This window comes from Balneola sp. EhC07 (assembly GCF_001650905.1).
Taxonomy (GTDB): domain Bacteria; phylum Bacteroidota; class Rhodothermia; order Balneolales; family Balneolaceae; genus Balneola.
In genome coordinates, this window is the sequence record NZ_LXYG01000001.1 from 26,723 (window position 1) to 44,037 (window position 17,315).

Here is a 17,315-nt window from a genome sequence, read left to right on the forward strand (position 1 = left end):
CGTTCCGTACCTCCGGTGCGTAACGCCCACTGGAAGCTCTGCTTCTATACTCTGACTAATGTAATAAACAATAAGTTTGTAAGGAATTGCATCCAAGCCTTTCATACTTATTCTTCTGTTTTTAAAAAAAGTCCGTTCGTTCCAAAGTATTGATAAGAAGTATTATTAATATTATAGACTTTAAGCTTCGAATAATAAAAGCTTTGATTAATAATCGGGGAAGGAATAGGATTCCAAACCTGATTGATAATATCATATTCAAATATATTTCCGCTGTCATTATATGTTGTTATAACTAGAACAGAATTTTTGTGATTATCATACTCAATCTCTACTATACTGGTAGTATCAGAAAGAAAATCATTTGTTACTAGGTTCCAGTTTTGGCCATCATTTTGGGATCTGTATAGTCCTTTATTATTTAGTCCTGCGAAGCTGATTATCGAATCTTGTATTCTTAATGGGCTAATCAGAATGGAATGAACAATTGTGCCAGTATCAAATAAACCCGATTCTTTCCAAGTATTTCCGCCATCCGAACTAAGCAGTATGTCGCCTTTTGCTGTTGTTCCTACATAAATAGTATTAGAATCAAATGGACTTAAACTAATACTAGAAACACCAGCTTTGAACCAGTTTTCCTTTAAGCCGATTCCTTGAATCTCAGACCAGTTTTTACCGCCATTATGACTTTTATAGAGACTCCCTTTAAAATTCCCAGAAGTGCCTGCGTATAAAGTTTCTGGGTTTTTAGCATTTAAGTGTATTGTAGATACACTTACCCCTCCATTAAAATTTATTCCATCATTAGATATATCCCAATTTTTACCGTTATCTATACTTTTATAAATATTACCATTCGTTACATAAATTATATCCGTGTTTTTCGGATTTATCTGAATTTCTCTAAAACTTCCTCCTTGTAAAAGCAATTCCCAATTTTTACCACAATTAGTTGTTTTGAATAACTGTCCTTCAGTTCCAGTACTAAAGTCAGAACTTGTGCCTGCATAAATAACATCTGATTTATTAGGGTGGGTCTCTATCGCAGTAACTTCTAAACTGGAAAGGCCTAAAGAAGTCCATTCATTAGGAGAAATGAGATCAGTGCAATGGGAATACCCTGGTTGTGAATCTTCTTTAATCAAAGAACATGACACATTGAAAAATGTGCAATACAGTACTAAGATTATAATAAGATTTGATTTAACATTTATCATTTTAATTGATGGTAATAAATAACGGTGATATTTATCAATTTTTTTATAATAATTGTTTGACTAATAAATCTCATTACAACTACTCATTATTTAGTTTAACATCGGCTTTAATTCCCATCCTACAACTGCTATATTCAAAGCTTACATTTAATCTTTGAGAAATACCTGTATGAAGGCTGAAAACGGCGCAGAAAAAATTAACTGGGACTTGAGTGATCTTTACAAATCTTCAGACGATCCTCAATTACAAAAAGATAAAAAAGAGGTGTTGGCAGCGGCTGATAAGTTTGCTGATAAATACAAGGGTAAAATAGATTCACTTTCAGCTGCTGAGTTTAAAGAATTGCTTCAGGAATACGAAGCAATTCAGGATAAAGGAGGGAAGATCGGATCTTTCGCTTATCTGCAATGGAGTACCAATACGTCAAATTCTGATTACGGAAAGTTAGTGCAGGAGTCGAATGAGTTATCTTCTGAGCTTAGTCAAAAACTGGTTTTCTTTGATGTGGAATGGCTGAAAGTGGATAAGAAAAAAGCACAGGCTTTGATCAATGATCCTCAACTTTCGTTCTATTCTCATTATCTGGATTCTTCAAGACGCTACAAAAAGCATGTTCTGGAAGAGCAACAGGAACAAATTATGTCTGCAAAGTCGGTGACCGGCAGAAGTGCATGGGTTCGTTTCTTTGATGAAACACTCGGCGCTGCAGAATTTCATATTGACGGTGAATCGCTGACTGAACAGGAAGCTCTGAGTAAACTGCATGAAGGCGATCAAAAGATCAGGAAAAAAGCTCATGCCGCGCTATCAGAAACATTTAACGATCTGAGCAGAACACTGACTTTTATCTTTAATACCGTTCTGGCTGATAAATCCACCAACGATCGTTTCAGAAATTATAAAAGCTGGGTTTCATCCAGAAATCTTGCCAACGAAACCGATGATGAGACAGTAGAAGCTTTAGTTGAAGCAGTTACATCAAATTACGATCTGGTTCAAAGATACTACAAGTTAAAAACCGACTTGCTTGGTTTGGATGAAATGAAGGATTACGATCGCTATGCTCCTATCATCCAAAATGAAGAAACGATTTCGTGGGATGAAGCCAAAGAAATGGTGTTAGACGCTTACACAAAATTTCATCCTGAAATGGGGGAGATCACCGCAAAGTTCTTTGAGAAAAATTGGATCGATGCAGCTATAAAACCGGGAAAAAGAGGTGGAGCGTATTCAGCAAGTACAGTTCCATCGGTGCATCCGTATGTATTTATGAACTTTGACGGGAAGATCAGAGATGTTCAGACATTGGCTCATGAATTAGGGCATGGAGTTCATCAATATCTATCCAGACAGCAAGGTCCGTTGCAGGCCGGAACGCCGCTTACTACTGCGGAAACGGCGTCAGTTTTTGGCGAGATGTTGGTTTTCCAGAAATTGCTGAAGGAGATCAAAGATCCAAAAGAAAAGCTGGCATTGATCACCGGTAAAATTGATGATACTATCGCAACGGTATTCCGACAGATCTCTATGAACAGATTTGAAGATGCTATCCATACTGCCCGAAGAGAAGAAGGCGAATTAACAACTGAGCGTTTTTCAGAATTGTGGATGGAGCAACAAGAGAAACTATACGGTGATTCGGTTACTTTAACTGATGAGTATGGGATCTGGTGGAGCTACATTCCTCATTTTTTACACACTCCGGGTTATGTGTATGCGTATGCATTCGGTGAGTTGTTGGTGATGGCTTTGTATCAGGAATTTACAGAACGCCCTGATGGCTTTGCTGATAAATATATGGAACTGCTAAGCGCAGGTGGATCAGAATGGCCACACGAATTAGTGGCAAAAATGGGATTAGATATTACTGATCCGAATTTTTGGAACAAAGGGTTGAAGTCGCTTGAGATGATGATCGAAGAAGCAGAAGAGTTGAATAAGCAAATCTCAAAAAACAAATAACAAACAAATTTCAAAGAACAAAAATCAATTGTTACATTGTAATTTGTTATTTGGAATTTATTCTACAGAATTTAGATGGCATTAGACAGGCAGGATAAAGCACTACGGGAATTTAAACAGATCATGGAAGATCTGGTACACTTGTTGAGAACTTCAACCAGAGTGCAACTTACGTACATGTGCTGGGTAAATCACTCCAGGCAACAATTTGTATGGGAAACAAACAGCACAGTTTTGCCAAATGTGATGTTTCAGGATCGTGTGAATTTTGAGCATCATTTCCTGAACGACTATAAAGAGATCGAAGATATTACAGTCCTGAAAGTAGGTGAGGATATTGCCAAAGGTAAATTGATGCACTATTTCGATTTTGTACAGGCTAAAACCATGGTGCTGGTACCATTCAGAAACAAAGGAGAAACAGTTGCGATCACAGTTCTTGAAAGCGATCTGGATATTGAAGTAGAGCGGATCAAAGATCAGATACTTTCATATAACAATGCACTTGTAAATGTATTGGATACCTATCTGGAAGTGGTAGATCTGCATGAGCAACAGAAAGAATGGGAAGTGTATGAAAAATCACTTTCGAAGTTCAATCCCCGTCAGCATAAAGTAGAAATTTTGAAAACCATGCTGAATGAAATGCAAAGTTGTATTCCCAAGGGAAACGTTTCACTGCTTTGTCATGGAATGGATACCTGGAATGTTGTTTTGAATTCAGAAAAGTCAGCAAAACCGGGTAAAATTGGACTCAAAGTTGAGGACAAAAGTGTTGCTTACGACGCTCTTGAAAAAGGTGAGCCGGTATTTTCGATGCACTTCAATAATAACCCCAAGCGAATTTCCAGCGGAGAAGGAATTACAGAAGGGGCTAGTTATGCCATTCCGATCGTAATACATGACCGCAGACAAGCCGTGGTTGTTGTGAGTGATGATGATCCTCTGTCATTTAAAGATTCCACCAAACATAAACTTTCAAACTTAGTTCGTGTTGCAAGCTTAACTATTCAGGCCACGCTGAATAAAGCGTCAATGACCACGGATCTGCTCACGCACAGTTTCGATGCATATATGCCCGAGTTATGGGAAGCAACGGTAGATACAGAATTAAAGAGAACAGGAAGTGCTTCCAGAACCAAAACTTGGTTTGGTTTGATTTCTCCGGATGATATTTCAGCTTTACGAACTAAATTCCGACTTGAAGAGCTTCAGAAGATACAGGAAGACTTTGTTCGGTTTCTGAATCCAAGTGTATATGGTTTTCCGGGATTTATTGGCTTTAACTCGGATTACGTGTACAGCTTCATCATTCAAAGTGATAAAGAAGATGCTGTTGAAGCATGGATAGAAAAATTTAAAACCCGTCTTGCACATGGACTCAGGTTATCGAACGGACACACCATAAATATCAGGTTCAAAATAGGATTAACGCAGCTGAGTGAGGATTGCTCAAACTCTTATCAGGTTCTTACGAAAGCGAAAAAAGCACACGCGGAAGCTGTAAATGATTCTGAAGTGGTTGCGGTTGTGGCATAATGGGAAACTTTTATCTCATAATAGTTGATGGATTAGGTGTCGGCGCTCAGGAAGATGCTCATCTCTACGGCGACGAAGGGATGAACACGCTTGGTAATGTGAGTGAAGAAACTCAATGTAAACTTCCGAATCTGGGCAAGATGGGAATTGGAAATATTATTCCTTTGTCATCAGTTCCTGAAGAAGAAAATCCGACTGCGGCTTTTGGAAAAATGAGGGAAGTATCCGCCGGCAAAGATTCCACAACAGGACATTGGGAAATAGCAGGTATTCATCTCGAAAAACCATTTCCAACGTACCCAAATGGATTTCCTGAAGATGTGATCGAGAAATTTTGTAAAGGAATTGGAGTCGAAAAAGCACTGTGTAATCTTCCCTATTCAGGTACAGATGTAATTCGGGATTATGGTGAGGAACATATCAAAACCGGATATCCGATTGTATATACATCTGCAGACAGTGTTTTTCAGGTTGCTTGTCATGAAGACGTGGCCTCTGTTGAAATGCTTTATGAATGGTGTGAATTTGCCAGAAAGGAAATCTGTGTTGGTGAACATGAAGTTGGCAGAGTTATAGCAAGACCTTTTACCGGAACGTATCCGTACGATCGAATTTCTGATCAGCGAAAAGATTATTCTGCAATTCCTCCTGAGAATAATATTAACGAAGTGCTTCAGGCAAATGGAATTAAGACTTACTCTATTGGTAAAGTAGTAGATCTTTTTGCAGGGAAAGGGTTTTCGCAATACCGCAAAACCAAAAATAATGCGGAAGGAATATCCCAGCTGCTTTCGGCGATGTCGGCAGTCAAAAATAGCTTTGTTTTTGTAAACCTGATAGATACCGATCAGTTATATGGTCACAGGCTGGATCCTGAAGGTTTTGGTAAGAGTCTGGAAGAATTCGACAGAGCCATTCCTGCAATTCTTTCTAAGTTAAAAGCTGATGATGTGCTTGTAATTACCGGCGATCATGGTAATGACCCGTGCTCGAATTCCACCGATCATTCAAGAGAGTTTGTGCCTTTGTTGGTGTATCCAAAAAGCAAAACCCTCCATCTGACGGATAACCCGTCAGACGGATCTATGAATTTGGGAACTCGGGGAACCTTTGCGGACGTTGCTGTATCTGTTGCTGATTTTTTTGAGGTCAAGTCTTCGTTTCCGGGAAAGAGTTTTCTAAAGTAAATCTGGTTTTCCTGAAAGCCTTCTTTGCATTCTATACAGAATTTCCTACCCTCTGATGTAATGAATATCAAGAGCAACTCCCAGTTTTATTCCGAGCTTACCGAATACAGGCAATCCACCGGTTCATTGTTGCAGAAAGAAGAACTGTTTGCGGATGTACCCTCTGATTGGCACGTTGTTATAACTGATATTTTAGATTCCACTCGATCAATAAATTCAGGAAATCATGAAGTGGTGAATCTGATCGCCACCGGAAGCATTATTGCAGTTTTGAATATAGCTCATGAAGCTAAAATTACAATTCCTTTCTTTTTCGGCGGAGATGGAGCCACTCTTTTGATTCCTTCTGAAATACTGGAAGATTGCCTGAACGCTCTGAATGAACATCAGCACAACAGTTTTGATAATTTCGATCTTTTTTTGCGGGTAGGAAACATGCCTGTGTCGGAAGTTTATGAAAACGGATATAAGCTGAAACTGGCTAAAGGAAAGATCAATGAACATCTTTCTATACCGGTTATTCTTGGAGGCGGTCTTCATTATGTGGAAAGAATTATAAAAGGCGAAAACGATTCTTATAAGTCGCCTGAAGTGCTGAAGAATATATTAAATCTGGAAGGAATGGAATGCAGGTGGGACCGAATCAAACCACCCCAAGATCAACATGAAATTTTATGTTTATTGGTAAACGCCTGCAACAGAGACGATCAGGGTCCTGTGTATAAGAAAGTGCTGGATAAAATTGAGAAAATTTATGGTCCACATAAAAAGAGAAGCCCGATCAGTATCGCAGGATTAAGTCTGAACGCTACTCTGGATAGAATAAACTCAGAAATGAAAATAAAGCACGGTTCCAGAAATTTTAAATTTTTTCTGAAGAGAACATTCTCTACCGCTGTTGGTAAGTTTTATCTGCGATTCAATGAAGAAGGACAAGAATATCTGAATACGCTTGTAGAGCTAACAGATACATTAGTACTTGATGGACGCATAAATACAGTAATATCCGGGTTGAAAACACAGCACGATGAATTGGAAAAATTTCTGAACAAGATGGAATATGATGCAGAGATACAATTTGGTACACATCGGAGTAAAGAAAGCATTATGTCTTGCTACGTGAGAGACCGGAAAGATCAACATATACATTTCGTGGATGGAGGAGATGGTGGATATACCAAAGCTGCCGGAGTATTGAAGACAAAATTTGGTAGTAACTAGAACCTGAAATTTAATCAAATAAGCTTTTAGCTGATAGCCGTTAGCAAATGCTTCGAATTGGCTAACGGCTAAGTGCTAACAGCTAAAACAAAAAAGACATGAAATACTCAGTTACCATTTTTATAGTACTAGTTTGTACAGTGAACGCTTTTGCCCAAAAAGGAGTCAATCCGATTATTAAAAACTATGGCACCATATATGAAATTGAAGGAGCGATAAATCCCGATTCAGAAATTGAGTATAAAATTGTAGTAGATCTCAAAACTCTGCAGAGAGACAAAGAAAGCATAAATCCCGGACTCAATAATGTTGCCAGAATGTTGAATCTTCATGGATTAGGTGGAGTGAAAGCTGAAAACCTGAATGTGGCTGTTGCAATACATGGTGGTGCAACGGATGTGATCCTCAATAACGAAGCATATCAAAAGAAATACGAACTGGATAATCCTAATCTGCAACTAATCGACGAGTTAAAGGAAGCTGGTGTTGAGTTATACGTGTGCGGTCAATCTTTACTGGCCCGAAATTATGAACATGATGAAGTGAATTCTCAGATAAAGATCGGACTTTCTATGTTGACAGTTGTGACAACATATATGCATAAAGGATATCATCAGATGGTTTTTAATTGAGTTGTTATATGGTTATCCATTTAGATATCATATAATTAGTAGAAAAATTTATTTAGACCAATCTAAACATTGCAAGCAGGTCATTCCGAATTTATTTCGGGATCTTAAGGTGTGTCTCTGGCTATAAATCTGCCAATGTTTTAGATATAGGCTTCACAAAGATCCTGAAACGAGTTCAGGATGACCTTAGCGTTTAATAAATATTACAGCAATTACAAATTATCGAACTTCTTTCGGTTGGTATTTGTAGCTTCAAAAGAACTCAAAAGTCTTCCATGTCCAAGACAAAAAAATCTTTACTAGCTACTTTTATCACATTTTGTATTTTGTACGTTGCAGTGTGTGTTTATTTCTATAACATTCAGAATTCAATTCTATTCAGTCCGCGCCCATTACCAGTAGATCATACTTATAATTACGATTTTGATTTCGAAGAACGGTTTTTTGAAGCCACTGATAATGCTCAAATTCATGCTATACACGCAAAAGTAGAGGATTCAGCCAAAGGACTAGTGATCTATTTTCACGGAAATGCAGGAAATAATGATACCAGTCCCGCAAAATTTAGCTTGTTCATGAACGAAGGATATGATGTCTTGTATCCTGATTACCGCGGATTTGGTAAAAGTACAGGGATGCTCAAAAATGAAGAAGATCTGGTTGGAGACATGATGATTCTCTATAATGAAATGACCAAAGAGTACGAGGAATCGACTATTTTTCTGCTTGGTTATTCTATGGGTTCAGGAATTGCGGCGCAGGTTGCTGCAGCTAATGATCCAAAAGGATTAATGCTGTGGACACCTTATTACAGCATGGTGGATATGAAAAATGCAGCGTACCCTTTTCTGCCTTCATTTTTGGTTCGATATCCGCTAAGAACAGATCTGGCTCTGCAAAAGATCGATGAACCCATTACTGTTTTTTATGCAGAAAATGATCAGGTGTTGCCTGTAGAAAGAGCAATAAAATTAAATCAATTCTTGGATGGAAACGATCAACATTATATGTTGGAAGGACAAAGACATAACGGACTTTTTTTCAATAAAGAAGTTCGGAGAAAAACACCTGAAATATTAAAAAACATGTAGTTAAAATGTCAGCACTTAATATTCCTGAATCAAACTTAAAGAGAGTTGTAGTAATAGGAGGTGGTTTTGGTGGTTTGAAGATACTGAACCAAATCTCTTCAAAATATTATCAGGTAGTGCTTATAGACAAAAATAACTATCATAATTTTCAGCCCTTGTTATATCAGGTTGCAACCTCGGGACTGGAGCCTGACTCCATTGCATATCCTCTTCGAAAGATCCTCTGGAAAAAATCAGAATTCTATTTCAGAAATACCAAGGCACTTAAAATTGATTCAGAAAATAAAAGACTTGTCACCGAAGCTGGTCCAATTAATTATGATTTCCTGATAATAGCCACAGGGAGCAAAACAAACTACTTTGGTAATAAAGTGATTGAAGAAAAAAGCATGGCGCTTAAATCAGTGACGGATGCTTTGAATCTTCGGAGTCTTATTCTGGAAAATTGCGAAGCCTCACTTTTAACAAGTGATCTGGAGGAAAGGGAGCGTTTAATGAATTATGTGGTAGTAGGTGGCGGTCCTACAGGAGTTGAGCTTTCAGGGGCTTTAGCAGAATTAAAAAAACATGTTTTACCCAAAGACTATCCTGATCTTGACTTGAGAAGAATGAATGTTCATCTGGTTGAGGCAACCGATACACTTCTGGGAACAATGGATCCCAAAGCCGGCGAAAAAGCCAAAGAGTATTTGACTAAAATGGGCGTTAATGTCTGGTTAAATACCAAAGTTGAAAACTTTGATGGTTCAACTGTAAAAACTAATAATAAAGAACTGCCTTCAAAAACATTAGTTTGGGCTGCGGGTGTTTCGGGAAATTTAATTGACGGCTTAGATTCAAAATCTATCGAACGTGGGAGAGTCCTTGTCGATCAATATAATAGAGTTGAAGGTTATGATGAGATCTATTGTATCGGAGATGTGTGTTTGATGAAATCTGACGAAAACCCAAATGGCGATCCTATGGTAGCTCAAACGGCTATTCAACAGGGAGGTTTGTTAGCAAAAAATCTGAATAGCTTAGCAAAGGGAAAAGAAATGACACCCTTTTCATATTCTGATAAAGGTTCGATGGCTACGATAGGAAGAAACAAAGCTGTGGCAGAAGTCGGGAAGTTTTTCTTTGACGGAATATTAGCATGGTTGGTTTGGATGTTCGTACACTTGATGGCTCTGGTAGGATTCAGAAACAGAGTTGTTGCTTTAATTAACTGGACCCAGAATTACATAACTTACGATAAAGGGATTCGCCTGATAATTCGCCCTTTTAAAAATAGAGAAAAAGATTAATGGATTACATTTTAGCAGTTATAGCATTGGCAGTAGGAGCAACCGCAGGGTTTTTCATCGCTCATTTTAAATCGAAATCAGAGACTTCCAGACTGGAAGAAAGGAATTCGAATTTGGATGAGCAGCTCACCGAAACCGAGCAAAAGCTGGAAGCTCTTCAGCAGGAAAAAGAATCTCAGCTAAAAGAAGAAAGAGACAGAAGCGCTGATCTTGATCGACAACTAGCCGGTTTAAAATCAGATTACAGTTCGCTTCAGGAAAAGCTAGCTGAGCAGAAAGGTGAACTGGCGAACATGCAGGAAGAACTGAAAGTTCAGTTCGAAAATCTTGCCAATAAGATACTGGATGAAAAATCAGAGAAATTTAGTAAACAGAATAAAGAGAGTTTAGATCAAATATTGAATCCGCTTGGGCTCAAACTGGAAGAGTTCAAAAAGAAAGTGGAAGAAACCTACGAAAAAGGAACTCAGGAGCGATCGGGTTTAAGGGAGCAGATCAAAAATATGGTTCAACTCAATCAACAAATGAGTGAAGACGCTAAAAATCTGACCAAAGCTTTAAAAGGAGATTCCAAAGCACAGGGAAATTGGGGAGAAGTAGTGCTGGGCAGTATCTTGGAAAAATCCGGATTGCGTAAGGATGAAGAATATTTTACTCAACAAAGCGAAACCACCGATGACGGCAGAAGATTACAACCGGATGTAGTCGTTAAACTTCCGGACGAGAAATTCCTGATCGTGGATTCCAAAGTGTCTTTAACTGCGTTTGAACGATTTACATCAGCTGAGGATGAAACAGAAATTCAGTCTGCATTGAAGCAGCATGTATTATCCGTAAAAGCTCATGTAAAAGGATTGAGTGATAAAAACTATCCACAGATCTACGCAGATAAAACCCCAGATTTTGTTTTGCTTTTTATTCCTGTTGAACCGGCATTTGCAGCCGCATTGCAAAGCGAGCCGAATTTGTATAATGAAGCGTTCGAAAAGAATATAGTGATCGTGAGCCCTTCAACGTTGTTAGCCACACTCTTTACCATAAATACCATCTGGAAGCGCGACAGGCAAAATAAGTACGCACTGGAGATTGCAGATCGTGGTGGTGCACTGTATGATAAATTCGTTGGTTTTGTAGAAAGCATGGATGACATCGGAACTCGAATTCGTCAAACCCAAGATAGCTACGATACAGCTATGAATCGTTTGTCGAAAGGAGCGGGAAACTTAGTAGGGCAAGTTGAGAAGCTGCGTAAATTGGGTGTTAAAGCTACAAAGAAACTTCCTGATAATTTCAAAAAACAAGAATGATGTCTCAGCTAACGTGTATCAAAATTCTATTAGTCTTTTCATTATTTGGAATTAGCTCTTGTGGTGACGACAAAACTATATATTATGATTTAACTCTTGAGATTAATCCTGTGAATTCAGGTAATCTAAATGTTTTAAATGATACATTGATTAAAAAGAATGAAGAAGTTGAATTGGTTGCTTATTCGAATGAATTTTTTGTCTTTTTGAATTGGGAAGGAAGTATTAACTCTTCTGAAAATCCTCTGAAATTCTCTATGGCTAAAGATGAAAGTTTAATAGCTAATTTTACCAAGAGAAAGTATTCGTTGAATATATCGCAAGAAGGAATGGGAGATGTACTGGAATCAGTTATAAAATCAAAAACCGATTATGAAGTAGGTACTAAGGTGAGATTAGTAGCAGTTGCTGAAGAGGGATGGAAGTTCGAGAAATGGACTGGATATATTGATTCTGAAAAAGACACTCTGGAAATTTTGATCACTGAAGAGGTGAACCTTACAGCTAGTTTTGTAGAGCTTGAAACGTACTGTGTTCCAACTTCACTACAAGGGTTTAATTTAAAGAGCGATAGCGATTCGGTTAAAATTCTTGATTATTCTTTCGATTACGATGGGAGATATTTAATAAGCTATAGGAAAGAAATAGATTATTTACGAAATGGTGAAAACTCGCTGAATGGTGTTGATGTTTCTCTAGAGTATAGCAATGGAAATATGATTTACTTGGATTATAAATATGATAGCGATGTGAGAGGTCAATACAATTTTATTTGGAATGATAAAAAACTTACGGAGTTTAGATTTCTTCATTCTCAATTCAATGGAACTGAAGAATTTATTTCGGATAGGATAGACTACGACTCAGTGTGTGGTATGTCACATTTTGAGGGTAGAAATTTCCAAATTTATGGTGTATCAAGAGATACCTCTCATTACTATGTAGATTATACATACGAAAATGAATGTCTGACTAATGAGATAGGAACGACAACACATATAACTACCTTTGATGAAGCGCCCTCAATTTTTACCGATGTTTTAGGGAGAAATGGTTTTATCGGTGCAACGTACGATGCTTTAATGAGTGAAGGAGGTATTGTTTTAAATTATAATCCTGCTTCCTTAAGAATCGGAAAAATCGAAGAAGAGAGATATAGAAATAGAACTCTAGTCTTGGAAGAAGAAGTTTATAAGTATTCGAGTTTTTTAGAAGACAATAAATTTCCAAAATATTTTACAAGAGATAGAAAAGAAAGAAGCACGGGCAACCCAAAGAAAGATAGCTTCACTATTTCTTACAAATGTTTTAAAGATGTGAAACGAACGGATTAATTGTTAAACCTCAGAACAAAATCCGTTAGCAGGTCTATAAGAGGGTATGGATTACATAGATTTTGAACATTCGGAAAATGAGGAGCAAAAAACCGATCTTAGAGAAATTGCTTCAAAAACTTGGGTTTATACCAAAAAGACGATGAAGTGGGCTTCGATCAGCTTCGTCGGATTTGTTTTAATTTCTTTTTTAGTGCTGGTTTCTCTTAAATGGGTAAATCCATCTTTTACGGCATTTACTCTTCAGGAAGACTGGGAAGAGATCGGAGTGGAAAGATACAGCCTGAAAGAAAGATGGGTAGAGTATGAAGATATTCCACAGAATATTAAGTGGGCTGTAGTTGCATCAGAAGATCAGAAATTCTGGGAGCACCCCGGAATTGATCTGGTGGCGATAGCTGAAGCCTATCAGGAAATGGAAAAAGGGGAGAGAGTCCGTGGAGCCAGTACAATCACTCAACAAGTTGCTAAAAATCTTTTCTTGAGTAGCGATAAGAACTTTGTGAGAAAAGGTGCAGAAGCGGGATTGGCTTTAACCATAGATGCACTTTGGGGCAAAGAACGTGTGTTGGAAATCTATTTGAATATTGCTGAATTTGGTCCGGGTGTATATGGAATAGGAAAAGCATCGGATCACTTTTTTGATAAAGAAGCTGAATTTTTGAAAGACGATGAGTCGGCGCGTATGGCGGCTGTTCTTCCCAACCCGAAAAGAATGAGAGTGGAGCCTGCTTCTCCATATGTGAAGGAAAGAAAGGATTGGATACTCAAGAATATGATGAACCTGAGTGGAATTGCTTATTACAATTATCCTGAACCTGAAGTTATGCAAGACTCGGTACAAACAGATTCTTCTTTTACTTTTGATGCTCCATTTATAAACAGAATTCAGATTTCCAGAGTAGGGCTTTCACTAAGTGGGATAAGTTCTGATAGAACTGAAAAACCGGACAGTTCGACTACAGATTCTGTAAAAAATCGGGAATTCAGATTCTGATCAACATTTTGTGCTTTCCAGAACATAGAATCCTTTAAGTACAGGAAGGTCAAGATTCATTTTTGAGATCAGTTCCTTTTCAATCTTTAAATAGCTCGTTTCATTTTCAACTTTAAGATCAAACTCATTCAATAGAGATATATACTCTTTCCTGTTAAGAGGAAGTTTTAATGTTTCACCGACCATAGCTACTCCGCTCGTAAACATAAACCGATGGAAGAAGTTCAGTTCACTCAGATCAAAAAAAGTACTGATCAGTTTTAGATCAGGACACATATCAGTTATGTTTTCCAGTATAACCCGGGTACTGTCGAGGGATAAATAATCGAAGAAGCCTTCCGCAAGAAAAACGGTTTTTCTGTTGGGATCAAATTCCCCTGTTTCTGAAAGCACTTCTTTTATGTTCTGGTTAGCGGGGTCGATTGGGCACAAGTTCAGGAATTCTGAATTAAAACCATTTTGAGTAAGCATTTTTCGTTTATGCTCTATCATGGAAGGAGTGTCTATCTCGAAAGATGGTATATCTTCAGAGGCAAATAATGCTCCGTTATGATCAAATCCCGAACCGAGAACTACAAGTTGCTCACATCCCTCATTAATGGCTTTCCGGACAGCATGCTCGACATAATATTTTCGGGAAATGATATGCATCAGGTCTCCGGGAAGCAGCAGTTCTTCCCACCAGACAAAGAAGTTTCTCCAAAACCGTACGCGGAATGCCGTTTGATTCCAGCTCAGTTTGGCTGGTAAATAAGACACTACCTTTCCATAGAAGCTGATAGTAAAAGGAGTGAAAAAGGAAGCGATCTTGGGATTCAACGTTAGCCCGTAAAACTTTACAGCGATGTATGATGCAGTAAGAGATAGTTTATTTGCCATCTCTGAACTTAACCATAAAAATGAAAAAACTGTTTCGGATAATACAGATTAAATTTCGCTCTAATTATTTTGAATTGCATCAACAGGGTTTACAAGAGCAGCTTTTAATGCATGGTAGCTTATTGTAGCCAAAGCTATGATCATTATAAAAATACCTGAACCTATAAAAATGATGGGCAGAGTGAAAGTGATATCAAATCGATAAGGAAAGTTTTCGAGCCAGTTCTGAGCTATTATATATGTGAGTGGCCATGCAATGAGATTTGCAATGGCAATAAGAGTCAGGAAGTCTTTAGACAGTAATTTAACGATATCAGTAACAGAAGCTCCCAGACTTTTCCTGATTCCGATCTCTTTTTCCTTAAGTTGAGCGGAGTAAGACGCAAGCCCAAGTAAGCCAAGTGAAGCGATAAGAATACAGAGTATTGAAAACGCCAGAGAAAGTGTACTCATGGTTTTCTCCGTTTCATAGATCTGAGCTAAACGATCGTCAAGAAACTGAAATTCAAATGGATCTATCGGGTTAACTTCTTTCCATACTTTTTCTATATGAGCAAGTGCTTCTTTTGGGTTTCCGGGAGCAATTTCCACAGCAGTGTGTTCTATATAGCCCAAAAAAGGGATAGTGCCTTCGACTAATGAAATAGTAAGAGGCTCGATTTCTTTTTTAAGTGAGGCGTAATTGAAGTCTTCCAAAACGCCGATCACTGATTTAGCTTTCCTTCCTCCGTCTTTAGGATAAAAATAGAAGACCTCACCCAAGGCTTCATCCGGGTTATTCAGCTCCAGCTTTTCCAGCATTTTACGATTGATCAGAACCGCCTGTTCAGCATCAGTTGCAAAATCTTTGGAGAAAGACCGACCGGCGATTAATTTCAGATCAAATGTTTCTACAAGATCGTGAGTAGTATGAAATGCCAGATTCAATTCATCATTGCTTTCTCCAAATTTTTCAGGAACAACGTGATAATTTTCCTGTTTTTCAGAGCCTATAATTTTACTTAAACCTGTAATTGATTCGATCTGTGAAAAAGAAAGTACCTTCTCCTTAAAGGTCTCAAATTCCCAGGCTACCAGATTTTGTTTGGTTGGCAATAGTACAACAGAGCTTTCATCAAATCCCAGATCTTTATTTTGAATAAATTGGATCTGTTTATAAATAACTGCAGTGCCAATTATCAAAACTATTGAAAGGGTAAACTGAAAGGTGACCAACATTTTACGAAACAGAGCACTTTTCTTTCCTTGTACAGCCGAACCCTTAAGAACATCCACAGGTTCAAAAGAGGAAAGATAAATAGCAGGATAGGATCCGGCAAATAAGCCTACAAAAACAGTGAGCAGTAAAAGCCCGGGGATAATTGCAAAATGTGAGAAAAGATTTAAAGAAAGTTCAATTCCAACCATTTCTCCAAAGTATGGCAGGGAGGCAAAAACCAGTAAAAGTCCGATTACAATAGCGATCAGGCAGATCAGGAATGACTCACCAATAAACTGATAAAACAATTGTTTTCTGTAGCCACCAAGAACTTTTCTCATTCCAACTTCCCGACTTCGTTCCAGAGATCGGGCTGTAGATAAATTCATAAAGTTTATACACGCTATGATCAAAATGAAACCGGCAACGACTAATAAGATATACAGATAAAGATCGGAGCTGTTCACTTCCATTTCCTGATTCAGATCTGAGTATAAATGAATATCAGAGATAGGTTGTAACGAAAGCGAAATGGTTTCACCAACCGGCCAACCAGAATAAGCGTAGAAATAATTTTCCTCGACAGCAGAGAGTTGAGCTTCCAGGTCAGTAGCATCGATTCCTTCTTCAAGGAGAAGGTAAGTCCAGATAGGGTTCCAAAGCCAGTTTTGGTCATATTCCTGATCAGCGCTGTATATTTGATTAAGACTGCTAAATGAAGCAATGAGATCCACTTCCATATGAGATCGATCCGGCCAGGGCTTCATAACTCCTGTAACTGTGAAGTCAATTACACCCTTGTAGTTGAGTATTTTGCCAACAGGGTCTTCATTCCCAAAGTATTTTTCAGAAAGCTCTTCACTGATTACAAGTGAACCGGGATTTTTTAAAACCTCAGTTGGGCTTCCTCTAAGAAGTTCTGCAGAAAAGACGCTAAAAAAAGTAGAATCAACGAAATAGAAATTGCTCTCTTTAAAAGAGACTCCTTTTTGTTTATTTCTGAAGGTATGAGAATTCTCCTGAAGATTATAAAACCGAACTGATTTTTCGATCAGGTCCGGGAATTCAGCGTCCAGAACGGGCCCCAAAAGAAAAGGTGTAGTGGCATCTTCTTCAACATTAGTTTCAGACTCCATAGTTTGAACAACACGAAAAAGACGTTCAGATTTACTATGAAACAGATCATAACTCCATTCATTTACTACATACAACAATATCAGAAGGCTTGTTGCCAGACCAATAGAAAGACCTAAAATATTTATAAGAGAATACGCCTTATTTTTAAGGAGATTTCTTATAGCAATTTTAATATAATTTTTAAACATGCATGAATCCTGCCAGACAGCAACTCAGAAAATTTGCTACAAACACCTAAGCCATTATTTTTTGTTCCCCGGAGAAGTTTATTCTCGTACAGGTAATAGAGTAAATCAGGTTCAGATTGTTACAAATTATTAA

General features: G+C 38.0%; 13 protein-coding genes. 10 read left to right on the forward strand and 3 right to left on the reverse strand.

Annotated features, from left to right (window positions below):
- Nucleotides 1-107: 107 nt before the first annotated feature.
- Nucleotides 108-1,148 (reverse strand): WD40/YVTN/BNR-like repeat-containing protein, encoded by a 1,041-nt coding sequence (locus tag A8B79_RS00090; RefSeq protein ID WP_066216322.1) that lies wholly within the window; start codon nucleotides 1,146-1,148, stop codon nucleotides 108-110.
- Between the two features lie 241 nt (nucleotides 1,149-1,389).
- Here A8B79_RS00090 and A8B79_RS00095 point away from each other — a divergent pair, with 241 nt between their 5' ends.
- The 10 genes from A8B79_RS00095 (at nucleotide 1,390) to mtgA (ending at nucleotide 13,780) form a co-directional block, all read left to right on the forward strand.
- Nucleotides 1,390-3,183 (forward strand): M3 family oligoendopeptidase, encoded by a 1,794-nt coding sequence (locus A8B79_RS00095; protein WP_066216324.1) that lies wholly within the window; start codon nucleotides 1,390-1,392, stop codon nucleotides 3,181-3,183.
- A gap of 75 nt (nucleotides 3,184-3,258) precedes the next feature.
- Nucleotides 3,259-4,722: a hypothetical protein gene (locus A8B79_RS00100; RefSeq protein ID WP_066216329.1), complete on the forward strand. Its 1,464-nt coding sequence runs from the start codon at nucleotides 3,259-3,261 to the stop codon at nucleotides 4,720-4,722.
- The gene (locus A8B79_RS00105) at nucleotides 4,719-5,909 is read left to right on the forward strand and encodes a phosphopentomutase (RefSeq protein ID WP_442855443.1); all 1,191 of its coding nucleotides are present in this window, start codon (nucleotides 4,719-4,721) and stop codon (nucleotides 5,907-5,909) included. Before A8B79_RS00100 ends, A8B79_RS00105 begins: the two co-directional genes overlap by 4 nt.
- Before the next feature lie 60 nt (nucleotides 5,910-5,969).
- Nucleotides 5,970-7,130 (forward strand): DUF3095 family protein, encoded by a 1,161-nt coding sequence (locus A8B79_RS00110; RefSeq protein WP_066216336.1) that lies wholly within the window; start codon nucleotides 5,970-5,972, stop codon nucleotides 7,128-7,130.
- Between the two features lie 98 nt (nucleotides 7,131-7,228).
- Nucleotides 7,229-7,762 (forward strand): DsrE family protein, encoded by a 534-nt coding sequence (locus A8B79_RS00115; RefSeq protein WP_066216339.1) that lies wholly within the window; start codon nucleotides 7,229-7,231, stop codon nucleotides 7,760-7,762.
- 275 nt (nucleotides 7,763-8,037) lie between these two features.
- The gene (locus A8B79_RS00120) at nucleotides 8,038-8,853 is read left to right on the forward strand and encodes an alpha/beta hydrolase (RefSeq protein ID WP_066216344.1); all 816 of its coding nucleotides are present in this window, start codon (nucleotides 8,038-8,040) and stop codon (nucleotides 8,851-8,853) included.
- Nucleotides 8,854-8,858: 5 nt separating this feature from the next.
- Complete coding sequence (locus A8B79_RS00125) at nucleotides 8,859-10,142, forward strand: NAD(P)/FAD-dependent oxidoreductase (RefSeq protein WP_066216347.1); 1,284 nt, start codon at nucleotides 8,859-8,861, stop codon at nucleotides 10,140-10,142.
- Nucleotides 10,142-11,449 (forward strand): DNA recombination protein RmuC, encoded by a 1,308-nt coding sequence (locus tag A8B79_RS00130; protein WP_066216352.1) that lies wholly within the window; start codon nucleotides 10,142-10,144, stop codon nucleotides 11,447-11,449. Before A8B79_RS00125 ends, A8B79_RS00130 begins: the two co-directional genes overlap by 1 nt.
- Entirely contained in the window at nucleotides 11,446-12,783 is a 1,338-nt protein-coding gene (locus A8B79_RS00135; protein ID WP_153038301.1) for an InlB B-repeat-containing protein, read from the forward strand. The genes A8B79_RS00130 and A8B79_RS00135 overlap by 4 nt, the downstream gene beginning before the upstream one ends.
- A gap of 46 nt (nucleotides 12,784-12,829) precedes the next feature.
- Nucleotides 12,830-13,780, forward strand: a complete 951-nt coding sequence (gene mtgA, locus A8B79_RS00140; RefSeq protein ID WP_066216357.1) for a monofunctional biosynthetic peptidoglycan transglycosylase — start codon at nucleotides 12,830-12,832, stop codon at nucleotides 13,778-13,780.
- Here the strand turns inward: mtgA and A8B79_RS00145 are convergent, their stop codons facing one another.
- Nucleotides 13,781-14,659: a class I SAM-dependent methyltransferase gene (locus A8B79_RS00145; protein ID WP_066216359.1), complete on the reverse strand. Its 879-nt coding sequence runs from the start codon at nucleotides 14,657-14,659 to the stop codon at nucleotides 13,781-13,783.
- A gap of 60 nt (nucleotides 14,660-14,719) precedes the next feature.
- Nucleotides 14,720-17,182, reverse strand: a complete 2,463-nt coding sequence (locus A8B79_RS00150) for an ABC transporter permease (RefSeq protein ID WP_066216362.1) — start codon at nucleotides 17,180-17,182, stop codon at nucleotides 14,720-14,722.
- Between the last annotated feature and the right edge of the window lie 133 nt (nucleotides 17,183-17,315).